This window comes from Marinobacter sp. L-80 (assembly GCF_056859395.1).
The window spans coordinates 149,770-172,505 of sequence record NZ_JBSXOI010000070.1 but is presented as its reverse complement, the minus strand read 5'-3'; the positions used below and the strand labels follow the sequence as shown (position 1 = coordinate 172,505).

Here is a 22,736-nt window from a genome sequence, read left to right as displayed (position 1 = left end):
AATTCCGGGTATACAAGCACTTTTCATGTGGAAGTGCGGTACCACAACGATAACGAACAGGAGGTTCTGCATGAACGTCATGCGTCCGATTTCCGCGGCTGTACTGGCCGCTACCCTGGCAACCCCGGCCATGGCCGATCGTCAGGAAACCGTTTACATCAACCCGTTTGCAGGTTTTCAGCTGTTTGACGACAAGCGCGATCTGAGCGAAACCGGCACCTTCGGCGTTGGTGTGGAATACCGCTTCCGTCCCCACTGGTCGGTGGAGGCGCTTTACTCACGTGCCGATGCAGACCGCAAATACGTGCCGGGCGAATCGGAATTTGATGAAGTTCGGGTTGACGGTACGTATTACTTTGCAGGGCCGGACGAAGCCTGGAACCCATACGTTTCTCTGGGCGCAGGCCATGCAGACTTTGGTTCGGACAACAGTGGCGTTCGCACCGCGGGCAGCAACCATGACGAAACCCGAGTGAACGTGGGTACCGGCTTCCGCTACAACATCAGCGACGCCGTATCACTGCGCGGTGACCTCCGTGAATTCCACGGCATTGATGAAAGCACCTTCGACACTCAGGTCTCTCTGGGCATCAGTTTTGCGTTTACCCGCACCGTGGCGCAAGCAGCGCCGGCGCCTGTGCGCCCGGCAGATGCAGATGGTGATGGCGTGCCGGATTCGCGGGACCAGTGCCCCGGCACCCCGGCAGGCGCAACCGTTGACAGCAATGGCTGCGAGCCGGATTCGGATCGCGACGGCGTGGCCGACAGTCGTGACCAGTGCCCGGACACACCGCGCGGTGCGGAAGTAAACAGCCGTGGATGTGAGCTGGACAGCGATAATGACGGCGTGGTCAACAGCCAGGATCTGTGCCCAAATACGACCGCAGGCGCAGAGGTTGATGAGACAGGTTGTGAAGGTGTAACCGAGACCATCGAAACCTTCACCATTGAAGTCCAGTTCCCGAGCAACAGTTCGGTCATCGGCAATGCCTACGATGCGGAGATCCGTCGCGTCGCTGACTTTATGCAGGAAAACCCCGAAACCATCGTGGAAATCGCCGGTCATACCGACAGCCGTGGCGCTGCCGACTACAACCAGTTCCTGTCCCAGCGTCGCGCTGAAGCAGTTGCTGGCCGTCTGACCGGGCCTCTGGGTGTTGATCCGGCACGAGTGGAAGCCGTAGGTTACGGTGAGGAGCAGCCGATCGCATCCAACAACACAGCGGACGGCCGAGCTGCCAACCGCCGGGTTGAAGCGCGCATTCAGGTTCGCCGTTAATTTAAGGTTTTACCTGAGTGGTTTGAAAAGGCGCCTTCGGGCGCCTTTTTTTGTTTCTGCAAAAATGCGAGGAACCGATGCTCAGAGCCATGGCACTGATCTTCACGCTCTCTGTTCTGGCAGTGCCGGCGCAGTCCCAGGTTTTTCGCTGCGAAAAAGACGGCAATACGGTGTTCTCGGACCAGCCCTGCGGCGAGGATGCTGAATCGCTTGAGCTACGGGATAACCGCATTGGCGGCAGTTTCAATCAGAACCTCCCGGTGCAGGAGTCCCCTGATCCAGAAGAGCAGACCGAAGAGTCAGAACAAGAAAAAGAGGCCGGCACATGCCGTTTTATCAACTCTACCGATTTGCGTCGTTATCTGGTTCGTGAGCAGGTGGTGCGAGGCATGACCCGTGACAACGTGCGCCGTGCTTTCGGCAACCCTCCTGAGACCTACACCAGCCCCCAGGAAGTCTGGATCTACCAGACCAGCTATTACGGCGCGCTCTATGAGCTGACCTATGTGTATTTCAGGGATGGCTGTGTTGAACGGGTTGAGTACCGGAAACCCTGACCGCATCAAGCAGCAGGTTGCGGGGTGTCAGTGAACGGTCGCAGAAATGCCCCAGCCTGACCCTGTACCCCTGTTCTTCCAGAAAAAGCGCGTAATCCAACACCATCCAGAGTTCCAGAGGGCGCCGGAACAGATGCCTGACCAGCTCATGGCGGCGAACCTCGGCCAGCCGTTGCACGCCAAACGCCTGCCAGTGATCAAAGTCCACCGTATCGAGTAATCGGAGCTGTTTTTTTGCCGCCGCCCAACGGCAAAAGGCGGGAAAGCCTTTGTTCAAAAGGCGGGGCGGATTCGAAGGAACCGGCAGATACTCATCACACCCACGAAGTTGCCGCTGCAGACCATCAAATCCCAGGCGCCACTGGCTGACAAGGCGGGTCTGTTCCCTCACCCGGGCCGGTGCCGTCACGGTTTCCTGAACCGCAAGCCGAAGATCGTTACGGCTCGGCTGCAGCGCTTTTGGGTGATCCGCCGCCCGCTGTGAAAGCGGCCGGTAGTGTTCCATCTCGGTGAGGTGGTAGCAGCAGGGCGAGACGCTCAATCTTGGCAACCCGGCTTCACTGCCTCGCTGCAGCAACTGCCGGTGCAGATCGCCACAAGCATGCAGTGCAACACCGTGGTGACGGCTGGGAAGCGACAAATCCTCTGCCATAACATCCTGGCAGCGGATCGACACGGGATCTCCGAACTGTTGTGCCAGTCGGTTGCCATCGCGCACCAGCTCCGGATTCCACTCGAAACCCTGTATCTCACTGGGGCAAAACGGCGCCAGCGTCCTGGACAGATGGCCCTTACCACAACACCAGTCCAGGGCGGGGTGTTCCAGCGGTGTCAGTGCCGCCGTAAAGGCGCCCGACTGCAGGCGTTTCCGACCGGGCATATCCGTGGCCCGGATTTCCGGGAGAGTCGCCTCTGATGCCTTTTCGGGTGCCGGTAACAGCTCCGGCAGTTGAACCATGTCGGCGTAACGGTCGAGGGACGGCAACCATGAGGCAACCCGAGCCGCCAACTCAACCGGGCTGCCATCCAAGTGCTGGCATTCCCCATCGGTTAGTTCCGCCAGCATGGCGGCCAGTTCCGGATAACGACGCGCCCAGGCAGGCTCCGGCGTCATGAACGGCGCCGGTTGCCAAAACTCGGAATGCTGTACCAGCCAGTCGTTCAGCTGCTGCCAATGCTGGTAAAAAGATTCCGCGCCGTGGTGTAAACTCGCCGCCGGAGGTAACGTCATGCAACTGGCCTTTGTACTTGTTGAACCCAAGGTTCCGGAAAACGTCGGTGCAGCTGCCCGTGCGCTGTGCACCATGGGCTTCGGCGAACTGTGGTTGGTCAATTCCGATCTGCACACCCGCCCGGAAGCCCACTGGCTGGCCCATGGCAGCGACCATATCCTGGACAATGCGCGCATTTTCCCCGATCTGGCTGCGGTAAGAAACTCCGTAGACCTGCTGATGGGGACCTCCGCCAAGACCCGGCATCAGCGCCAGGATTGGCACGGCCCCTCAGATCTGCGGAAGGTTCTGGCCACGAAGGGTGCGTCCGTGGCAACCGCAGCACTGGTGTTTGGCCGGGAAGATCGCGGGCTGTCCAATGAAGAGCTGGCTCTCTGCGATCTGTTAACCGGCATCCCCATGAAGGTCACCTACCCCTCCCTGAACCTTGCCCAGTCGGTGATGCTCTATGCCTGGGAAATGTCCGGGCTATCGGTAGCTACGGAGAGCCAGATTGAGCCCGCAGGTGAACATCGTCTTGGCGCGCTTCGTGGACGACTCGAAACCTTGCTACCGGAACTGGACACACCGCCTGAGGGAAAACTGTCCCAGTGGGTTTTCGAGCGTTTGCCCTTGTTGTCTGATCGGGATATCGGGTTTGTTCATACGCTGTGTTCGAACATTGAGCGCGCTGTGGATTGCAGATCTCAGTCGCGCTCGAATTCCGAGGCGGAGCAGGACGGATAGCCCCTCCCGGGATACGCTGTGAATACGTCCATGTACGCTCGACGAAAACATCCATGTTTTCGACGATCCCGGGAGGGGCTATCCGCCCTGCTCTCGGGCCTTTTGCGCGCACCGGAGTATTGAGCCTACTCCTGGAATCTTCCTGGGCGGAAGGCATCCAGGCAAACGGACGGCTCCTCGCCTTCGATTACCTGGGCGATGACATCGGCACTGCCCGCGGACAGGGTCCAGCCGAAGGTGCCGTGGCCAGTGTTGAGGTAGAGGTTGTCTCGGGGACCGCGGCCGATAATCGCAGGGCCATCCGGGGTCATGGGGCGGAAGCCGGTCCAGGTTTCCGCGGCGTCGAGATCGGCGCAGCCGGGGAACCGGGACTCCACCGATTTTCGGATCGTGGCCTGCCTCGCCTCCGGAATGTCTCTGTTGAAATCCGCTAGCTCGACAAACCCTGTGGCGCGTAATCGATTGCCCAGACGAGTAGAAACCACTTTGTAGTTGTCATCGTGAATGGTGGAAGCGGGGCCTCGTTCCGGGTCCTTCATGGGGACCGTCAGGCTGTAACCTTTTACCGGATAGATGGGCAGTTCGAGGCCCAGGGGCTGAACCAGGTGGTTGGACCAGCAGCCGGCGCTGATCACCACGGCATCCACTTCCAGGGCTTCCATGACTCCATCGCTGTTTCTGACTGAAATTGCGCTGACCCTCTGGTCATCGGCAATCAGCTTTTCCGCTTCCACGTTGTAACGAACCACTATCCCCTTTGCCTCGCAGACTTTAGCGAGTTCCCGGGAAAATTTGTGGCAATCGCCGGTTCCGTCGGTGTCATAGCTCAGGGCGCCATAAAGCGGACCATTGCCAACCATGCCGGGCTCGGCGTCGCGCACCTGTTCGGGTGTGAGCAAACGGGAAGGGATGCCCAGTTCGTTCAGCAATTCATGGGTCGTCCGGTAGCCTTCCAGCGCTTCCGGTGTGCTCGCCAGGTGCAGCAGACCCTGGTGGTCGCCATCGAAGGACAGATCAAGCTCCTTCTCAAGCGCCATGAATCGCTCCCGGCTGTGGATACCGAGGCGCAACATGGCGCGGCGATTCAACCCGAACAGCCCTGGCGACCAGGCGTAACGGAGCGTGGCGAACATGAACTTGAGTGTTTCCACAGACGGCGGAAAGCGTAGCTTCAGGGGGCCATCCTGCTTGAGGATCCAGGGGATGGCCTTGAATACAATCGCGGGATCGGCCCAGGGGTACACCACCCCATAGGATCGCTGGGCCGCGTTGGCCTTGCTGGTCTCGTTGCCGGCCATTGAATGACGTTCCAGCACAGTCACCTGGTGGCCCCGGCGATTCAGTTCATAGGCGGTGGTCATTCCCACCACGCCGCCACCAACAACAGCAATGTGCATGCATTCCTCCCTCATGTTTACTCCACGCCGGTCTTCGCCAGAAGACGCCGGTACTCTTTTAAAACGCTTTCATCTTCTTTCGGATATTCCGGCGCCAGTTTCTGCAATTGCTCAGCCAGTATGGCTGCGACAATCGGGCGCGCCTGGGGCTTCCGATCGCCCGGCACGATAAACCAGGGTGCCTGCTCTGTATGGGTCGCGGCAATGGCTTCCTCGGCAAACGCTTCGTACTCCCTGCGTTTTTCCCAGCCATCGATATCGGACCGATCAAACTTCCAGCGCTTGCGCGGCTTGTCCAGACGCTTGAGAAGCCTCTGGCGATGCTCATCCTCAGACAGGTTGAGCCAGATCTTGATCACCGTGGTGCCCTCTTCCACGAGATGATTCTCGAAGTTCCGGATGGAGCGGTAACGGTTTTCCCAGTTATAGCTGTCTGCTTCATGAACCGGCCAGACCCGTTCTGCGATCACAGCCTCATGATGGCTGCGATTGAAGGCGACCATCTCACCAAAGCCGGGCAGAAACGGCGTGACCCGCCAGAGAAAGTCATGGCGGGTTTCGGCCCCCCTCGGCCGGCTGAACGACCAGGCATGGAAACCAGCGGGGTCGGCGTAGGTTGCCAGAGTACGGATCAGGCTGTCTTTTCCACTGGTGTCCGGGCCGTGGGTAACCAATAGAACCGCCCTGGACTGGTTGGCCCAGAGCCGGCGCTGGTATTCACCGATCTGATCCAGACTGGCTTCCAACCCTGGCAGGGTGGTGTCATCGCCATCCAGAAAAGTCGGGTAATCCCGGAATCTGGGTTTTCCAGGGTCGTAGAGAAAAGAACTGGCAAACGCCGACAATTTCATCCAATGCTCCGTGCAAGTCCCTATGAATGTAATACAGGTCAACAATCGTACAAACTGGTAAACTTGTGAGATTGAATTCACAGAATAGCAGCCCGAATACAGGTTGCGATGGAGTGTAGTACCCGGCAATGAGTAAAAAACGTCGCGAGATTCCCGTATTCGATCACCCGATCATCGAAACCCACTGTCACCTGGATTACCTCAAGGACCGCGCGCTTGAGGAAACCCTGGAGCAGGCAAAAGGGGTCAATATCGAGAAAGTGATCACCATTGCGGTGTCCCCGGACAACCTTGCCAGAGTACGCGAACTCAGCCAGATGGCGCCTTGGGTTTATGGTACTCAGGGGATCCACCCCCACGATGCTGAAAGCTATTCTGATGACGTAGAAGCCGAAATCCGTGCCCACGCCCGGGATGAGAAGATCGTTGCCGTGGGTGAAATCGGCCTGGACTATTTTTACGACAACGCCGACCGGGGCGTGCAGCGCGAGGTGTTCCGGCGCCAGCTCCAGATCGCCTGTGACACAGACAGACCCGTGGTGATTCATAGCCGGGAAGCCGACGAGGATACCATCGAGATCCTGGGCGAGTTTGAGGCCACCCTCAAACGCCGGGGCGTAATCCACAGTTTCACGTCCGGCCCTGGGCTTGCCCGGTATGCCCTGGATCAGGGCTGGTGCCTGGGCTTCAACGGCATCACCACGTTCAACAAGGCCGAAAATGTAAGGGACATCGTGCGCATGGCTCCGATCGAGCAGATCCTGCTGGAAACCGATTCACCGTTCCTGACTCCGGTACCCTACCGCGGTAAGGAAAACGCACCTTTTTACCTGCCCTTTGTCGCCGAGAAAATCGCTGAGGTGAAAGAACTGCCTCTGGACGAAGTGATTGGCAAGACGTATCACAACAGCCTGAGGACGTTTTTCTCCAGCGAATGATCAAGCGCGTCCCCATTTCCGCACTCAAGGTCGGCATGTACATAACCGACCTGAACAACGACTGGATTCCCCACAACACCCAGCGCAAGCGAGGTGTTATCAAAAAAGAGGAAACCATCGAGAAAATCCGCCGTATGGGCGTGGAGTTCGTCTATATCGATGCCTCGAAGGGGCTCGATACCCAGGACTCGGAAACCGCCGCCGAGGTGGATCGCCGGAATGAGTCGGCCCTGCAAAAGGCGGGTGAACTGACGCCCGGCCTGCGGCCCTATGTACCACTTGCCGAAGAAATGGTCATCGCCCAGCAAATCCACAGCCAGGCCCAGGGGCTGGTGGGCGAGTTCATGAACCACGCCAAGGTGGGCAGCGCTATCGATGTGGCGCCCATCCACCAGTTGGCGGACGAACTGCAACACTCCGTGCTCAGGAATGCCAACGCACTAAGCTGCCTGGGGCGCATCCGGGAAAAAGACAATTATCTTCTGGAACACTCGGTAAATCTGAGTGTGTTGATGTCCCTGTTCGGGAACTACCGCGGCCTGTCGTCTGACGTCCTGCACCAGACCATTGTGGGCGCACTTCTCCACGACCTGGGAAAAATCCTCACACCCGACGAGATACTGCACAAGCCCGGACGCCTGACCCCGGAGGAGTTTGAAGTGATGAAACTCCACGCCCGCCATTCACGGGACATTCTGGCTACCACAGAGGGCATTGGCGAGCTCACCGTCATCACGGCGGCCCAGCACCACGAACGCCTCGACGGCACAGGCTATCCAGAGGGTCTGAAGGGTGATGAGATCTCGGAATACGGTCGCATGGTGGCGATCAGCGATGTATACGATGCCATCACCGCAGACCGGGTCTATCACAAGGGCATGACACCAACACAGGGTCTGAAGAAGCTTCTGGAGTGGAGCGGCACTCACCTCGATCCCAGTCTGGTCAAACAGTTTATCCGGTGCCTGGGCCTTTACCCGGTGGGTTCGCTGGTGCTTCTGGAAAGTGGTCGCCTTGGCGTCGTGGTTGAAGCCAATGAAAGTGACCAGAGGCTGCCGACTGTGCGCATTATGTACCACACCAAATTCCGCATGCCGATCACGTTAGAAACCCTCGATCTTGCGAAACCGGGCACACAGGACCGGATTCTGCGAGCCGTTGATCCCGATGAGCACAAAATCGATGTCCGGAAATTCCTGCTCTGACCACCAATAGCATCCCCCTGTTACTCTGCTAAGCTCAAAGAGACCTCTTCCAGATCGATAGCTCGCACATGATCGCAACGCTTTTCCAGGTTCTCGGCGGCCTTGCCCTGTTTCTTCTGGCCATGGAGATGATGACCGACGGATTGAAAAGTGCTGCCGGGCATCATTTGCGCCACATGCTGGGCCACTGGACCAAGACCCCCTTGCGTGGCCTGGCGGCCGGGTTTCTCATCACTGGAATTGTTCAGCACTCAGGCGCGGTGACCGTCGCCACCATCGGTTTTGTAAACGCCGGTTTGTTAACGCTGGCCCAATCCCTGGGGGTTATTTTCGGTTCCAATATCGGCACCACCATGACCGGTTGGCTGGTGAGCCTGGTCGGTTTCGGCTTCAAGATCGAAGCCTTGGCTTTACCTCTTCTGGCTGGGGGTGTCGGCGTAAAGATGATCAGCCGCAATCCGAGAAACCGATCTCTGGGCCAGGCATTGGCCGGATTCGCCCTGTTTTTTCTGGGCCTTTCAATCCTGAAATCGTCTCTGGAAACACTGGCGGGCGGCCTCGACAGCAACGTTTTGATAGACGCCGGCTACGGGCTGCCCACGTTCGTTCTGATCGGCTTTCTGGCGACCGTGCTGACCCAGTCCTCCAGCGCTTCACTGGCGATCGTACTGACGGCAGCCGCAGGCGGACTGATACCCCTCAATAGTGCGGCAGCAGCGGTCATTGGCGCGAACCTCGGTTCGACATCAACAGCTGCCCTGTCTGCGCTCAAAGCAACCGCCAACGCCCGCCGGCTGGCCGTCGGCCACATCCTGTTCAACGCTGTCACTGGTCTTATTGCCCTGCTCGTTCTGCCCATTATGCTCTGGGTGGTGGCATTGCTTGCAGACTGGCTGGCACTGGATGCCAACGTGGCGGTGTCCCTGGCCCTTTTCCATACCCTGTTCAATGTCCTCGGGGCATTCATCATGCTGCCCTTTACACCGCAATTCGCACGTTTTCTGGGGCGGCTGTTCCGTAGCAAGGAAGAAGACAACGCCGAGCCCAGATTTCTGGATAACACCCTGGTAACCACACCGGAACTGGCCATCGGCGCTGTCGACCAGGAAATGAAACGGCTGATCGGACTCACTCGGGGGCTTTTAAGGGTATGCCTCGACCGCGAGGATCTTCAGCCAACTCAGATTCGCCCCAAGTCCGAGGCCTGTCGCAACCTCAATGATGCAATCACCGATTACATCTCGAAGCTGCGGGCCGAAAAGATGCACCCGAACACAGTAGATGCCCTCACCGAGACCATACGAACCTGTCGTTACCTGACCGAGGCGCAAGGGTTGGCGCCTGCCCTGCTCCAGCTGCATGAAACAAGAAAGCTTGGCCAACTGACTCCGCTTGCCCGACAAATGGACGAATACACGGAGCTGTTAAGGGCTCTTCTGGAGGCTGACGAGCCCGCTCCTGCCACCTTTGCCGATACTGAGAAAACGTACCATATGCTCAAGTCGCGTATGCTTGGGATGATCGTGAGAGGTGAGTTTTCGGCCATCGCCGGGGAGCGCACCCTTGATACGCTAAGCTCTGTGCGCAGATTAACGGACCAGTGGCAAAAATCGCTGGCCTGGCAGCCGGCAACCGAGCTGCTCAATGGGGATGTTCACGCAGAAGGTTCAACGAACCGGACATAGCGGTTACGGCCCTGATGCTTGGCCTGATACATGGCCTGATCCGCCTGCCGCAACAGCTGATCTCCATCCAGATCCCCGATTTGCGGGAACAGCGTGTAGCCGATACTGGCTGAAACCTCGACGCTGTGATCGGCGACCCAGACCGGCTCGGCCACACGGGTCAGCAGACGCACCAGCAGACTCTCCAGGGATGCGTCATCCTGAACGTTCATGACAATGGCCGCGAATTCGTCACCCCCAAGTCGCGCCAGGGTGTCCTCTTCCCGGAGCACGGCGCGCATTCTGGTAGCTATCTCCACCAGCAACTGGTCGCCCGCCCCATGACCGAAGGCATCGTTAACCGGTTTGAATTCGTCCAGATCAATGTAAACCACTGCCAACTTGCCGCTCTGCCTTTTGGTCAGGGCCATGGCCTGTTGCAACCGGTCGGCAAACAGGACCCTGTTTGGCATACCGGTCAGGGCATCGTAGTGGGCCATGATCCTCAGCTTTCGCTCCTGCTCCTTGAGCCGACTGATGTCACTGAAAATACCGACGAAATGCGAGACCTCGCCATGATCACTGCGGACACTGCTCAGTGTCACCGACAAGGTAATCCTCTCTCCGTCGTTTCGTCGGCTTGCGAACTCACCAGACCAGAAACCCTGGGCCCGGGCGCTGGCAAAAATGCCGCTTCCCTCATCCACCGGTAATGGTGGCAGACGCCCTATTGCGCGGTTCCGTGGCCGGCCTGTGATTGCCAGATATGAATCGTTGGCATCAACCACAATACCGTGGCTATCGGTAATGAAGATGGCCTCGCGGGCATACTCGAAGACGCTGGCGGCCAGGCGCTGACGCTGTTCGGCCCGCTTCCGGCGGGTAACATCGTACAGGGAGCAAAGAATCAGGCCTTCCGGTTCCCCCTCTGCATGAATGGGCGCCATGGTAGTCTCAACCCAGACTTCAGTGCCGTCCGAACGATTCAACACCCACTCGCATTGTTCTACCTGGCCCCCGGAGACCCGGGCCAGCATGTGCGCCATTTTCTGTCGTGAAATCTGGCCGTCGGGCTGGTATTCAGGAGAAAAAACCGCCAAATCCTTGCCAACGAGGGATTCACTGGAGGTGTACCTGAGCAGATCGACGGAAGCGCGGTTGGTATCGCTGAACAAACCATCGCGAATCAGCAGAGCAGGCTGGGGCCAGCCACGAATCAGCTGGCGCAGACGCTTCTGTTCCGAGGCAAGCTGACGCCTGCTCCTGCCCAGCCACAGAGACGTCGCCAGCAGCAGGGTTACCAGGATCAGAATGGTAAAGACCCAGAGCCTGTACTGATGCAAGGCATCCACCCAGGTTAGCTGTGGCGCCTGATCGTAGGGCGGGAAACGCAACGTTCGAGCAAGGTACTCAACCGCCTGGTAATCCGCGGGGGGTGAAAACCCGGAAATACCCGCAGCCTGGGCAACCTCGTCATCGGGCTCAATCGCGAAAACCGCGGAGGCGATCTTGCGAACAATTCGCTCATTCACATGGGGCAGCGCCACCAGCGGCCATTCCGGGTACAGGCGAGTTGAAACGATGTACGGAAATCCACCCAGCCGCTGACGGTTCAGAACCTTCACCTTGTTAAACAGATCAGGGTCAGCCTGCGCCATTTGCTCCAGAATGCTGGTGCGAATGAAACCAACATCCGAATCCCCTGAAAGCACCGAGCGGACCACCCGGTCGTGGGTGCCCAGAAAACGAATCAGGTTCACTCGCCGGATATCAATGCCGGCGTCCAGAAGCTCCAACACCTGGGTCTGAAAACCACCCAGGAAATGAACACCGGGCGAGGCGATCGTCCTGTCACTGAGATCAGCAAGTTGCTCAATGTCGGCACGATCAGCTCTGGTAAAAATAACGCCACCAAGACTGGCGGTTGAGGTGTCACCCGCCCGCCTGACCAGCGTTGCCAGAACGCCAGTCAGGCTACGTTCACTGCGAATCAGGAGAAAATGGCTCGGATTGGTCAGAAAGAAATCCAGCCGATTGGCTGCGATCGCCCGGCTCATATTTTCCTGATTGAGGACCTCCAGATTTATCTGAAGCCCGGTCTCGCGGGAGAGATAATCTGTCAGGGGCTTGTAACGCTCCTGGAGGATATGGTCAGGCCGATAGGAGAAAACACCAAAGGTCAGCGCCTGGCTCGCACTGACAGCCTGGATCGCGACAAGCTCACCGGCCAGGAGCAGGACAAGGCTGATGACACACCTTCGGGCGTTCAAGAAGTCCTCCTGGGCAGGAACGAGGAATCCGACAGGTGCTGAAATTCGGGAGCTCTGGTAATCAGCCCTTCTTCTACCATAAGGCGGGACAGCGAGCGCGCCACTGTTTCCAGCCGACCCGAGGCCACCAGGTAACGCTGGTTTGCTGCCAGATCCGGCAACATGACGGTCGCAAGTGCCGCCCGGACATCATCTGGCGCTATCCCCTGACGGTCCGCTATCCGATAAACGGAATCATGCATGCTACGCACCATATGTTGCAGACCGGCAAAGTGGGCACTTACCAGGTCCAGAACCGCGCTACGGTTCCTTTCCGCGGTCTCCCGGGTCACTACCAGGAGATCAAAAATGGTTTCCGGTATATCACTGCTATCAAAAAGCCGGACCCCTCCGGAGTTCTCGATCACGGAAGCGGTGGGCTCATAGCATACCGAGGCATCCACTTCACCGCGTGACCAGGCTTCCGCGTGTTGGTCCACCGGCAAATCCACCTTTATGACCTCATCCGGACCAAGCCCTGCCACCTCAAGAATTTTCAGCAGCATAATGCCGGAGACCCCATTCAGCTCTGCAGCAATTCGCTGCCCTTTCAGGGCCGACAGGTCTGCAATCGTTGGCCTGACCATTAACACATCGGCACCTGCTGACACATCGGCCACGGCAACGACAACCAGCTCCAGGCCCCTGGACCAGAGCCGTATGGTTTCATCGAGAGTCAGCGCCGCACCATTGAGAGCCCCGGACAAAAGCCCTTCCATGGAGTCTTTTGCAGACGTACCCGGCACCAGCGCAACCGTCGCCGGCAGCCAGTTGAAATCACCAGCAAGATAGAGCGGTTCGTAGCCAATCCAGGGGTGAATTCCGAATCTCAGAGGGCCGGAATCGCTGCAACCCGGCAATCCCGCCGCGGACAGCCCGGCTGCTATCGATAAACCAAGAAATTCACGGCGTTGCATCAGGATCTAGACCGGGCTTGGACATTAACAATTGTCAATAAACGTTAGTTTACTGTTTCACATACTACCCGTAAAACCGCAGCATGCATTGCACCGCGTCAATTTATCCCAAGGACAGGAACACGCCCATAAGAACCGGCGACAGAAAAGACAACAGAAAACCGGAGGCAATCGCCACCGGCACACAGGGCAGCCCACCACTGCTGCGGATAACCGGCAGCGTGAAGTCCATGGCAGTAGCACCACCGTAACCAATGGCCATTGCCGGTCGACTGGCAATGAGCAGGGGAATAATAGCCAGTGCAACGATCTCCCTGAGCACATCGTTGAGGAAGGCAACTCCACCCCAGGCAGGGCCGAGGGCTTCGCCAATCACAATACCGGACAGCGAGTACCAGCCGAACCCGGAGGCCACCGCCAGGGCATCGTGCCAGGGCAACCCAAGCCAGGGTATCAGCAGCGCCCCGGCCACCAGGGAGCTGAGCGTCAGAGCCAGTGCAATCCCCAGACCCTGACGATTCATCAGCAGCTTTCGCAACGACAGGCCGGCATTACGCAATTGGAGACCTATGAGGAACAACAGAAACATCAGCGCCCAGGTGGCCAGTTGTTCCGCCATGGGCATGTCCGGCAACAGGTAGTATCCGGCCAGCAGTCCGGCAATAACCGCCACCAGGGGTTTCAGGCCGGCAAGGAACAGCCTGCGGTAGCCGGGACTGACGCTGCCTTCAACCCGCTCAACCGACATTGGCTGCCAGCGGTGAAACAGCCATAGTCCGAACATGTTGGCGACAAAAAGCACCAGCACCAGTGCCAGTACCTGGGTTGCCATGCCGCCCAGCTGTGCCGCCAGCCCCTCCATCTGACCTAGCCCCAGGCCGAGCAACAGCAGGATAAAGTAGACCAGCCCCTCCACCGTGTAATGGATTACGGTCATGGCCCTGCGATTCTCAAGGGCAATGGCAAACCCCAGAAAAAGGGGAGCAAGAATGAGCAGGGCTCCGGTCAGCATGGTGTCCTCAAAAAACAGAAGGGGTGGTTATCAGGTTAGCGGTTTGAACTGGTCGGGGTCGGCCTCGGAGCTGGCCTGTTCAGGCTCAGGGGTTCCGATGGTGCGGGCAAGGCGTTGGGCCGTCACGGACCACACCACATAGTCACCGGGCTTTGGATCATAGCCTTTTCCCATCATGGTGCCGGCAACGCTTCTCAGAACCGATTCAGCGCGGGCCTGGGTTGGCCAGGGGCCCCGGCAAAACTGGCCATCAGGCCGACCCTTATCCGGGCCCGCCAGTGCCACCAGCCCCCAGCGACCATCGCCAACGGGCCGGATATGCAGCTCAATCCGCTGGCTGTCATTCACCATCACAAGGTCCCGGAGCGGGCTGCGGCCGTGGAAATAGTGAAGCTTCATGGTGCCGGGCTGTCAGTGCAGAACATGACCTGACCTGTCCTGAACCAGAACCCAGGGCGCGATGACCACCGCCCAGAGCTCCGCATTGCGGTCGTACCAGCTTTGCGCGGTATCCGGCGCAACCTCGCCAACCTTGCTCTCTTTCATCCATTGTTCGAAACGGGGTTTGTTATCCGCAGCCAATTCGGTGGCCACCTCGAGCAGATCCAGTTCCGGCGCCACCCTGACAACCTGCCCCCGGGCAAAATAGGTCTGCAATTCATGCCAGCGGATGCGGGAAGTCTCGAGATTCAGTTTGGTTTTCAGTTCGTCCCGGGACGGGGAGGATGACATGGGTACCTCTTCAATCAAAACAGGGCTCAGGGAGGCCAGACTACCGGAAATCGCACTCGTCCGCATCTGTTCGGAGCCAGCCAGGAAGCCCTTATGGCCTCATTTGGGCGCTGGCCAGAATCTCCGAAATCTGCTCCGATAGCGTCATGGGGTCAAACGGTTTGGGGATCACGCCTGCTGCACCCAGGGCCCGGTACTCTTCAATCTCGGAGCGCTGCAGCCTTGCAGTCATGAAAATCACCGGCACTTGCGCCATGCCCGGCAACTCCCTTAGCGCCCGCAGGGTTTCAGGCCCGTCCATACCGGGCATCATGACATCAAGCAGCACCAGTTCCGGGTCAAACTCTGGAGCCACCTTCAGGGCGTGTGCCCCAGATTCACAGAGCCGGGCCGTAAACCCTCCCACGTCCTGCAGCGCGATTTCAGCAATTGCCCGGATATCCGGATCGTCTTCCACATACATAACCCGTTGAGGCAAACCTTCCCTTTCAGCCACCACGGCCCTACTCCTGTAACTGGTTTTCGGTTTCCAGACCAATACGCCGAAGCAGCTTCTGACACTCCCCGGTCGCCTGTTCGTCAGCGGCAATCATGGCAGCCGCGCGCATGATCAACCGTTCGTCCCGCGTGCAATCACCCGGAATGAAGTGGACAGCCCCGATCAGCTCCCGCAGACCAAGCGGCAGTCGCCACTGCACTTTCAATCGGTTGCCATAGGCTTGTGACCACTGGTTCAGGGCCTGCTCTGCTTCGTTTTCCCCGAGAGAACCTCCGGCCCCAATATGCTGGTTAAGCACCTTGAGTACCGCCAGCTCCCCCAACCGACTGAGCAGCCCGGCCTGTTGGAACACGACTGGCTGTTTTTTCAGCCTGATCGCCAGACGCTGGGCCTCCTTGGCCACCTGCAGCGACATTTCATGATGCTTTACTGCCAGCTCCCTGAGTGATTCGTGCTGCAGTTTATTGGACACATCCAGGGACAGGGCAAGGGCCTGATTGAGGGCCAGCGCCACACCAATCGACGCTATGGCGTCCCTGAGGGTTTCCACCGGCTTGCCAGTCCGGCGGAACGAACTGCTGTTCGCCACATCCATCAGGCGAGCGGTCAGGCTGGTTTCCTCCCGCCACCGTTCGGCCAGCTGCGCCGGTGACAATTCGTCCTGCCGCTGTACGAGCTCGAGAATCTCCTGTGGGTCAACATCAGACGGTAGCTGAATCACCTGTCCCAGCGAGTTTTCCAGCAATTCAGCGACTGGCTTCAGCTCCCGGGACTCGATCTTCAGAAGTTTGGCAAGGCGCTCGTGCAGCAGCTGTACGTCGAAGGGTTTGGTTATGTACCCGTTAATACCGTAATGCGCCGCCTGCAAAACCGACTCGCGATCAGAGCGCCCGGAAACCATCACCACCGGCACGTCGCGATCTGAACCGCGAATCTTCCTGACCAGATCGAGACCCGACCCATCAGGCAGATTCCAGTCTGCGATGACCAGATCAAAACGGTCTCTGGCCGCCCGTTGATGTGCCTCAGCAAGCGTCGCCACAACCGTCACCGCAACTCCGGGATACAGCCCGGCCACCACGGTTTCCAGCAACTCGGCAATGAGATCATCATCTTCAAGTATCAATGCTTTCAAGAATCCACCTCTGGGCTACACGGCAAGGATTATTGGAGAGAGTAAACGGTAACGCCATTACGGCCGCCGCGCTTTCGTTGATAGAGGGCCTGGTCAGCAGCTTCCAGGGCGTCCTCTCCATTCGGAAAGTCGTTAATCGCGGCAATGCCAGCGCTGAGCGTTACCTGGAAACTGCTCTCGCCAACGGAGAACGCCAGTTCGGCGAAACTCTCGCCGATACCCTGAATCAGCTCTGCCGCTGCCGGAACCGGGCATTGCGGCAAGACCACGAGGAATTCCTCGCCTCCATACCGACCAATCATGTCGGTTTCCCGCAAGCGGTTCCTCAGCAGATTCGCAAGGGTGCGGATGACTATATCCCCGTACCGGTGGCCCCAGGTGTCGTTGATACGCTTGAAATGATCCAGATCCAGCATAACCAGGCTGGAAGGATGTCCGTCCCGACGACACCGGGCGAGTTCCTTTTCCACTTCCTGCTTGATCAGTGAATGTTTAAGCAGGCCGGTCAGGCTGTCCCGGTTCATGAGTTCCGACAACTGCCGTGCCCGGTAGCACCGGATCCTGACCGACCGGACCAGGTAATCATCGGAGACCGGCTTCATCAGGAACTCATCCGCCCCCTTGGACAGCGCCTCCAACTGGTTGTCCGGATCATCCTCGGACGAGAGGTAGATGATCGGCAGGCTCAGCCAGCGCGGCTCAAACCGGATCAACCGCGCCAGGGTCACCCCGGAGTAATCACCAATCTGGACATCCATCAGGACGATATCCGGCTGAAAGGCTGACAAAGTGGGCATGAGATCGAGAGGGTCCGATACTGTCTGCGCCTCGATACCCGCCGACTGCAGCACCAGGCAATAATGCTCGGCCAGCTCTGTGTCATCTTCAACAATCAACACCCGGCCCTGAACGCCAGCGCTTCGCTCAATCGCCAGAGATTCGATGCGTTCGGCAAGTTCGGGAACATCCACCGGCTCCGGGAAGAATGCGTAGGCGCCCAGTTTCGCCACATGGTATTTATTGCCGAACGACGCATCAGCGCCTACGCAGATCACCGGCAGGCGCCTGCGGGCCCCCTTTGCCATAAACTGGTTGCGAAGCGCCATCACATCCGCCACCGCTGAGTCGCTACACAGTATGGCGGCAGCACCCGGGGTGTCCGCCAGCGCTTCCTGCACCGCGGCCGTAGCATGTCGATCGACGGTCCGGCAGTCAAAGCCATAGCGAGCCATCTCGGCACCGAGCGAGGCCAATCCCTCGCGGCCGTCGTCCATGACAATCACGCTTACCTGCATACCGTGACTGCCCTCGAATGCGTCGCCCCTTGAAACGGTGGTCTGGCCCTGGTCGCGGTTTTCGCTTTTTACTTCGATGAGTTTTGCCAGGGCATCAATGCCGTCGGCAAACCCGTCGTTCACCTCAATGGTCTGACTGTGGCTGTTGTCGGCATCTGTGAGCTCTTCGGCCTGACTTTTCAGCTTTTTTTCCAGGGCCCGGGCCGCAACACCCAGCTCCGCCAAACCAAAAGTACCGGCTGAACCGGCAAGGCGGTGCAGTTGCTGATAGCACTGGATAAGGCCCTCCGCAGACAGTTCACCACGGCGGGCCTGCTCTGCGTATGCACGCAGAGCTTCAATGTCTGCGCTCGCGCGAACGAGGAACTTCTGCCTCAGCGCTGCCAGTTTTGCCGAGACATCGCTGTTTTCCTGCGAAGCCAAATCAATTCTCCCGATGAATGTATTTTGCCGCCCTGACAAAATCCACTATTCTCGCCCCAATAGAACCATGTTTGCGCTCGCCCGGCCATAACCTTAAGGAAGTATATTGCGAAACCTGTCCCTAGGCAGTCGCGTCGCCCTGATTGCCATCTTCAGCAGCATTGTTACGGTCGCTGTGTTGTTAGCGATCGCTTATAACCAGCTGGTGCGGGACTTCGAAAATGTGCTGACCCAGCGCCAACTGCTCGAGACCGAAGCCAACGCCAACCGGGTAAACCAGGACCTGCAGGTTCGGCTGCAGGCTCTGGAGACCTTTGCTGCACTACTGACGGACGGTGAGGACCGACTACCACTGCCACGAATCGAGAGCCTTGTGGGCCGGCAACCATCCCTGCAGTCCTACTTTCAGGAAGGCCTGGTGGTATTTGATGACAACGGCGTTGCCATCGCTGAGAACGTGCATGTTCCCGGTCGCCTGGGCACATCCTACGCAGACCGGCAGCACTTCCGGACAGCGTTTTCATCACGGAGCCCGGTTATCAGCCGGCCGATCATTGGCCGGACCACCGGTCTCCCCCTGCTATCCTTCCTGGCTCCCATTGAAAGTGATGACGGCGATCTGTTGGGGTTTGCCGGCGGCATTATCAATCTTGCCGAAGCGAGCATCATTCCAATGGAGGACGCCAACCGTCCGGATACGGTGTTCAAGGTCCTCGATACCGACCATTTCATACAGGTGGATGCCCTGTCCGGCACAAATATCATGCCGGACCTCCCCGCCCCCGGTGAAAACCTGATCGTCGACGCGGCGCTGTCCGGCGTCACCTCTGGCGTTGTGACTGATCGGGCCGGGGAAAAATGGATCTACGCCACCCGTCACCTGGAGCGGGTGGGCTGGATGTTCCTCCGCGCGGTGCCTTACGAACAGGCAACGCAGCCGGCCTGGGCTTCGTTCCGGGCGTTCTTTGTCATCAGCATTGTTGCCATGCTGATACTTGCGATCACTGCCTGGACGCTGGCCCGCGCCGCAACCCGGCCGCTGGAAAAAATGTCGTCAAAAATCCGCGCCATGGCCCGGGATGGTTTCGTCTCTGCCCGGCTTAAACCTGCCGGGCCACCAGAAATCCGGAGCGTCGCCAGCGCCTTCAATCAACTGATGGAAGAACGGGAGGCCCTGGACGTGCTCAAGGACCAGTTCGTGTCCACCGTAAGCCACGAACTGCGCACGCCACTGACCTCGATCAACGGCTCCCTGAAGCTTCTCAACTCCGGTGCCTCCGGCGATCTACCGGTCAAAGCCCGGGCCATGGTGGATGTAGCACTCCGCAATAGCGAGCAGCTGCAACGGCTGATTTCCGATCTGCTGGACTTTAACAAGGCTTTGGCCGGCCAGATGCCCATCAACCTGGAAACCATCGAGGTCAACTCAGCCATTGCCGATGCCTGCGACAGCAACGGGGCCATGGCCAGACATTACCGAGTTCCGCTCACTGCGAAACAGGGCGAATCCCGGTATGTAAGCGCGGATCCTCTGCGCCTCCGGCAAATTCTCGACAACTTTATCAGCAATGCCCTCAAGTTCTCCCCTCTTGAGGGGACCGTCGAAGTCCGTTCCGAATTAACCACATCTGGCCAGGTCCGTATCACAGTGACCGATCAGGGCAAGGGTGTGCCAGAAAGCTTTCTACCCCGTCTTTTCCACCGTTTTGCCCAGGCGGAGTCCGGCTCAACCCGGGCCAGGGCAGGCACAGGTCTGGGCCTGGCGATAACCCGGGAGCTTGCAACGCTCATGAACGGTGAGGTCGGCTATTATTATCAGAATGGGGCCCATTTCTGGGTGGAATTGCCCGCCGTGAAGCCTGAAAAGCCGGAATCCGGAGACCGCCATGAAAACGCCTGACCTGCCACCGGATGAAGCGCACCGGCTATGTGCCCTGGACGAACTGAAACTTCTGGACACACCGCCAGAGGAAAGATTTGACCGGCTCACCCGGCTTGCCGCCCGCACCTTCGATATTCCTATCGCGCTGGTATCGCTGATTGACAATAACCGGCAGTGGTTTAAATCAAGGCACGGACTGGAAGCTCCGGAGACTGCCAGGGATATTTCGTTTTGCGGCCATGCCATTCTGCGGGAAGAGCCCCTCGTCATCGAGAATGCCCTGAACGATGAGCGGTTTGTGGACAATCCTCTGGTAACCGGCGCGCCCAACATCCGTTTCTACGCCGGTGCGCCGCTTCACGACCGCCACGGCCATCGCGTTGGCACTCTCTGTGTGATTGATCGCAAACCCCGGTCGTTCTCCGACGACGACAAAGCCACCCTGCGGGATCTCGCCGACCTGGTTGAGCGGGAGTTCGGGCTGGGTGAGCTGGGCAACTTTTACGATGAGCGTAACCGGGCCCTGAATCTACTTACTGAAATTGCCCTGGATACCCAGGGAGACGCCAGCCAGAGAGTGACACGGGCCCTGGAAATTGCCTGCAACTACCTGGGACTGGAGACCGGTATCGTCAGCCGGATAACCGGCGGCGCCTACACGGTGCACTGGCATTTCACGCACCTGCAGGACACCCTGACCAACGGCACCACCATTTCCATGGAGCGCACCTACTGCTCACTGATGGTGGCAACCGGACAAGTGCTGGCCATTAATCACATGGGGCAGTCGGCCTATCGCAACCACATCTGCTACCAGGTTTTCGGGCTGGAAAGCTACCTGGCTGCCCCCATCTGGATTAACGGCGAGATATTCGGCACCATCAATTTTTCCTCCAGAGATCCAAGACTGACCCCGTTCAGCGCCACCGAGCGCATGTTCGTCACGTTACTGGCACGCTGGGTCGCGGACACCATATACCAGCAGCAGCATACGGAAACCCTCAACAAGCTGGTGACCCAGACTCCCGGCATGCTCTACCAGTACCGCCTCTGGCCCGACGGACACAGCAGCTTTCCCTACACCAGCCCTGGCATTCAGGACATCTATGGGGTTTCGGGGGAGGAAGTAGCCTCTGACGCCTCCCCTGTGTTCGACCGGATTCATCCGGACGATCTGGCAGGAGTGGCGGAATCCATCCAGCGTTCTGCAGAGTCACTTGAGCAGTGGCAGCATCAGTATCGCATTCGCTGGAAAACCGGTGGCTGGCACTGGGTAGAAGGGCTCGCTCGGCCTGAACCACTGCCCGACGGCAGTACTCTGTGGCACGGCTACATTGCCGACGTGCACGAGCGCCACAAAATTGATGAAATGAAAAACCAGTTCATTTCCACGGTGAGCCATGAACTGCGAACACCGCTGACCTCCATCTCGGGCTCTCTGGGGTTGATTCTGGGCGGCGCCACCGGGCCACTCACCCAGAAAACCACACAAATGCTGGACATTGCCAGACGCAACACCGATCAGCTCAGGCGTCTGATTGATGACCTGCTGGATATCGAGAAACTGGTCACTGGCAATATGACGATTGATGCCTCCGTGCAGGACCTCGAAAGCGCGGTACGGGTGGCACTGGAGGAAATCCAGCCGCTTGCAAACCAGCACAGCATTGAGATCCAACTGAACAACGCCAATCCCGGGGTCCGTGCCAATTTCGATGGCACCCGGCTGACACAGGCCCTGTCCAACCTGCTTTCCAATGCCATCAAGTTCTCGCCGGAGGGCGACATCGTGGATGTGGACATTCGGCAATCCGGAACTCGGATAAGACTGGAAGTCAGGGATCGTGGGCCCGGCGTGCCGGAGAGTTTTCGGGACAGGATATTCCAGAAGTTTGCCCAGGCAAACGCCTCATCGTCACGCAGCAAGGAAGGCACCGGTCTGGGTCTGGCCATCACCCGGGAGCTGATGTATGCCATGGGAGGGGAAGTCGGCTTCGACTCAGAAGAGGGCAAAGGCGCCTGCTTCTGGCTAAGCCTGCCCCTGGCCGACGCAGACGATAAAGGCGCTACCTGAGAGGCAGCGCCCTTGCTCGGCACTGGTCCGCGAAGTTCAGCTATCCAGCCCTTCCAGCAGACCGGCCATATCGTCGGCGTGCTCTTCTTCCTGGGCCAGGATTTCCTCGATAATCCGCCGGGAAGTCGGGTCCTGGTCGCCGAGATAACGGGCAATCTCGCGGTAGCTGTCGATCGCTATCCGCTCAGCCACCAGATCCTCAACCACCATTTCCCGAAGCGTTTCGCCTTCGACGAACTCCGCATGTGATCTGGTCAACAGGCCTTCTGGCGAAAAGTTTGGCTTGCCACCCAGCTGCACAATACGTTCTGCCAGCCAGTCTGCATGCTGCTGTTCCTGGTCCGCGTGCTCGAGGAATTCCTGGGCAGCAACATTGGCGTTGATACCCTCGGCGCGGAAATAGTGGCTCTTGTAACGCAGCGTGCAGACAATTTCGGTAGCCAGTGCCTCGTTAAGAATCTTCACCACATTGTCACGGTTGGCGCCATAGCCTTCAGTCATAGCCCCTTCTTCAATGTGTTTGCGGGCCCTTTCGCGAAGGGTTTTGACGTCCGTCAGAAACGGTTGATCAGTCATAAAGTCTCTCTCGTTTATCTATTGAATTCGGCA

The 22,736-nt window shown here is 58.5% G+C and carries 20 protein-coding genes; 8 read left to right on the top strand and 12 right to left on the bottom strand.

Features of this window, described 5'->3' with window-relative positions:
• Nucleotides 1-70: 70 nt before the first annotated feature.
• Nucleotides 71-1,279 carry an OmpA family protein gene (locus AC13E3_RS13880; RefSeq protein WP_053113221.1) on the top strand — a complete coding sequence of 403 codons (1,209 nt, stop codon included), beginning with the start codon at nucleotides 71-73 and terminating at the stop codon, nucleotides 1,277-1,279.
• Between the two features lie 50 nt (nucleotides 1,280-1,329).
• On the top strand, nucleotides 1,330-1,836 hold the full coding sequence (locus AC13E3_RS13875; RefSeq protein WP_288944928.1) for a DUF4124 domain-containing protein: 507 nt from the start codon (nucleotides 1,330-1,332) through the stop codon (nucleotides 1,834-1,836).
• Here the strand turns inward: AC13E3_RS13875 and AC13E3_RS13870 are convergent.
• A complete protein-coding gene (locus AC13E3_RS13870) occupies nucleotides 1,793-3,067 on the bottom strand; it encodes a methyltransferase (RefSeq protein WP_482902147.1) in 1,275 nt (424 codons plus the stop codon). The genes AC13E3_RS13875 and AC13E3_RS13870 overlap by 44 nt on opposite strands.
• Here AC13E3_RS13870 and AC13E3_RS13865 point away from each other — a divergent pair.
• Nucleotides 3,066-3,794, top strand: a complete 729-nt coding sequence (locus AC13E3_RS13865; protein ID WP_008173009.1) for a tRNA/rRNA methyltransferase — start codon at nucleotides 3,066-3,068, stop codon at nucleotides 3,792-3,794. The two genes, AC13E3_RS13870 and AC13E3_RS13865, sit on opposite strands and share 2 nt — an antisense overlap.
• Nucleotides 3,795-3,919: 125 nt before the next feature.
• Here the strand turns inward: AC13E3_RS13865 and AC13E3_RS13860 are convergent, their stop codons facing one another.
• Nucleotides 3,920-5,191, bottom strand: a complete 1,272-nt coding sequence (locus AC13E3_RS13860; protein WP_273018543.1) for a D-amino acid dehydrogenase — start codon at nucleotides 5,189-5,191, stop codon at nucleotides 3,920-3,922.
• Nucleotides 5,192-5,208: 17 nt separating this feature from the next.
• Nucleotides 5,209-6,042: a polyphosphate kinase 2 family protein gene (locus AC13E3_RS13855; RefSeq protein WP_014578597.1), complete on the bottom strand. Its 834-nt coding sequence runs from the start codon at nucleotides 6,040-6,042 to the stop codon at nucleotides 5,209-5,211.
• A gap of 128 nt (nucleotides 6,043-6,170) precedes the next feature.
• Here AC13E3_RS13855 and AC13E3_RS13850 point away from each other — a divergent pair, with 128 nt between their 5' ends.
• The 3 genes from AC13E3_RS13850 to AC13E3_RS13840 all read left to right on the top strand — a co-directional run bounded on the left by AC13E3_RS13850 (nucleotide 6,171) and on the right by AC13E3_RS13840 (nucleotide 9,870).
• A complete protein-coding gene (locus tag AC13E3_RS13850; protein ID WP_482902146.1) occupies nucleotides 6,171-6,980 on the top strand; it encodes a TatD family hydrolase in 810 nt (269 codons plus the stop codon).
• Nucleotides 6,977-8,185 (top strand): cyclic di-GMP phosphodiesterase, encoded by a 1,209-nt coding sequence (locus tag AC13E3_RS13845; RefSeq protein WP_482902145.1) that lies wholly within the window; start codon nucleotides 6,977-6,979, stop codon nucleotides 8,183-8,185. Before AC13E3_RS13850 ends, AC13E3_RS13845 begins: the two co-directional genes overlap by 4 nt.
• Nucleotides 8,186-8,253: 68 nt before the next feature.
• Complete coding sequence (locus AC13E3_RS13840) at nucleotides 8,254-9,870, top strand: Na/Pi cotransporter family protein (protein WP_482902144.1); 1,617 nt, start codon at nucleotides 8,254-8,256, stop codon at nucleotides 9,868-9,870.
• On the opposite strand, the gene AC13E3_RS13835 is transcribed toward AC13E3_RS13840, so the two are convergent.
• The 8 genes from AC13E3_RS13835 to AC13E3_RS13800 all read right to left on the bottom strand — a co-directional run bounded on the left by AC13E3_RS13835 (nucleotide 9,840) and on the right by AC13E3_RS13800 (nucleotide 18,171).
• The gene (locus AC13E3_RS13835) at nucleotides 9,840-12,119 is read right to left on the bottom strand and encodes a diguanylate cyclase domain-containing protein (protein WP_482902143.1); all 2,280 of its coding nucleotides are present in this window, start codon (nucleotides 12,117-12,119) and stop codon (nucleotides 9,840-9,842) included. The genes AC13E3_RS13840 and AC13E3_RS13835 overlap by 31 nt on opposite strands.
• Nucleotides 12,116-13,075 (bottom strand): ABC transporter substrate-binding protein, encoded by a 960-nt coding sequence (locus AC13E3_RS13830; protein WP_482902142.1) that lies wholly within the window; start codon nucleotides 13,073-13,075, stop codon nucleotides 12,116-12,118. Before AC13E3_RS13830 ends, AC13E3_RS13835 begins: the two co-directional genes overlap by 4 nt.
• Nucleotides 13,076-13,178: 103 nt before the next feature.
• The gene (locus AC13E3_RS13825) at nucleotides 13,179-14,087 is read right to left on the bottom strand and encodes a LysO family transporter (protein ID WP_482902141.1); all 909 of its coding nucleotides are present in this window, start codon (nucleotides 14,085-14,087) and stop codon (nucleotides 13,179-13,181) included.
• A gap of 30 nt (nucleotides 14,088-14,117) precedes the next feature.
• Complete coding sequence (locus AC13E3_RS13820) at nucleotides 14,118-14,486, bottom strand: PA4575 family protein (protein ID WP_482902140.1); 369 nt, start codon at nucleotides 14,484-14,486, stop codon at nucleotides 14,118-14,120.
• Nucleotides 14,487-14,498: 12 nt separating this feature from the next.
• A complete protein-coding gene (locus AC13E3_RS13815) occupies nucleotides 14,499-14,819 on the bottom strand; it encodes a DUF2288 domain-containing protein (protein WP_482902139.1) in 321 nt (106 codons plus the stop codon).
• Nucleotides 14,820-14,910: 91 nt separating this feature from the next.
• Nucleotides 14,911-15,282, bottom strand: a complete 372-nt coding sequence (locus AC13E3_RS13810) for a response regulator (RefSeq protein WP_482902191.1) — start codon at nucleotides 15,280-15,282, stop codon at nucleotides 14,911-14,913.
• A gap of 40 nt (nucleotides 15,283-15,322) precedes the next feature.
• A complete protein-coding gene (locus AC13E3_RS13805) occupies nucleotides 15,323-16,453 on the bottom strand; it encodes a response regulator (RefSeq protein ID WP_482902138.1) in 1,131 nt (376 codons plus the stop codon).
• Between the two features lie 29 nt (nucleotides 16,454-16,482).
• Complete coding sequence (locus tag AC13E3_RS13800; RefSeq protein ID WP_482902137.1) at nucleotides 16,483-18,171, bottom strand: diguanylate cyclase domain-containing protein; 1,689 nt, start codon at nucleotides 18,169-18,171, stop codon at nucleotides 16,483-16,485.
• 106 nt (nucleotides 18,172-18,277) lie between these two features.
• On the opposite strand from AC13E3_RS13800, the gene AC13E3_RS13795 reads away from it, so the two are divergent.
• The gene (locus AC13E3_RS13795) at nucleotides 18,278-20,071 is read left to right on the top strand and encodes an ATP-binding protein (RefSeq protein ID WP_482902136.1); all 1,794 of its coding nucleotides are present in this window, start codon (nucleotides 18,278-18,280) and stop codon (nucleotides 20,069-20,071) included.
• On the top strand, nucleotides 20,058-22,127 hold the full coding sequence (locus AC13E3_RS13790) for a GAF domain-containing protein (RefSeq protein ID WP_482902135.1): 2,070 nt from the start codon (nucleotides 20,058-20,060) through the stop codon (nucleotides 22,125-22,127). Before AC13E3_RS13795 ends, AC13E3_RS13790 begins: the two co-directional genes overlap by 14 nt.
• A gap of 36 nt (nucleotides 22,128-22,163) precedes the next feature.
• Here the strand turns inward: AC13E3_RS13790 and AC13E3_RS13785 are convergent, their stop codons facing one another.
• Nucleotides 22,164-22,703 carry a ferritin-like domain-containing protein gene (locus AC13E3_RS13785; protein WP_372988490.1) on the bottom strand — a complete coding sequence of 180 codons (540 nt, stop codon included), beginning with the start codon at nucleotides 22,701-22,703 and terminating at the stop codon, nucleotides 22,164-22,166.
• Nucleotides 22,704-22,736 lie beyond the last annotated feature (33 nt).

Excerpts from the sequence above, each read along its gene's own strand:
- AC13E3_RS13880 (WP_053113221.1), top strand. The coding sequence starts at position 71 with ATGAACGTCATGCGTCCGATTTCCGCGGCTGTACTGGCCGCTACCCTG.
- AC13E3_RS13865 (WP_008173009.1), top strand. The coding sequence starts at position 3,066 with ATGCAACTGGCCTTTGTACTTGTTGAACCCAAGGTTCCGGAAAACGTC.
- AC13E3_RS13870 (WP_482902147.1), bottom strand. The coding sequence starts at position 3,067 with ATGACGTTACCTCCGGCGGCGAGTTTACACCACGGCGCGGAATCTTTT.
- AC13E3_RS13860 (WP_273018543.1), bottom strand. The coding sequence starts at position 5,191 with ATGCACATTGCTGTTGTTGGTGGCGGCGTGGTGGGAATGACCACCGCC.
- AC13E3_RS13855 (WP_014578597.1), bottom strand. The coding sequence starts at position 6,042 with ATGAAATTGTCGGCGTTTGCCAGTTCTTTTCTCTACGACCCTGGAAAA.
- AC13E3_RS13850 (WP_482902146.1), top strand. The coding sequence starts at position 6,171 with ATGAGTAAAAAACGTCGCGAGATTCCCGTATTCGATCACCCGATCATC.
- AC13E3_RS13845 (WP_482902145.1), top strand. The coding sequence starts at position 6,977 with ATGATCAAGCGCGTCCCCATTTCCGCACTCAAGGTCGGCATGTACATA.
- AC13E3_RS13840 (WP_482902144.1), top strand. The coding sequence starts at position 8,254 with ATGATCGCAACGCTTTTCCAGGTTCTCGGCGGCCTTGCCCTGTTTCTT.
- AC13E3_RS13830 (WP_482902142.1), bottom strand. The coding sequence starts at position 13,075 with ATGCAACGCCGTGAATTTCTTGGTTTATCGATAGCAGCCGGGCTGTCC.
- AC13E3_RS13825 (WP_482902141.1), bottom strand. The coding sequence starts at position 14,087 with ATGCTGACCGGAGCCCTGCTCATTCTTGCTCCCCTTTTTCTGGGGTTT.
- AC13E3_RS13820 (WP_482902140.1), bottom strand. The coding sequence starts at position 14,486 with ATGAAGCTTCACTATTTCCACGGCCGCAGCCCGCTCCGGGACCTTGTG.
- AC13E3_RS13815 (WP_482902139.1), bottom strand. The coding sequence starts at position 14,819 with ATGTCATCCTCCCCGTCCCGGGACGAACTGAAAACCAAACTGAATCTC.
- AC13E3_RS13810 (WP_482902191.1), bottom strand. The coding sequence starts at position 15,282 with ATGTATGTGGAAGACGATCCGGATATCCGGGCAATTGCTGAAATCGCG.
- AC13E3_RS13790 (WP_482902135.1), top strand. The coding sequence starts at position 20,058 with ATGAAAACGCCTGACCTGCCACCGGATGAAGCGCACCGGCTATGTGCC.
- AC13E3_RS13785 (WP_372988490.1), bottom strand. The coding sequence starts at position 22,703 with ATGACTGATCAACCGTTTCTGACGGACGTCAAAACCCTTCGCGAAAGG.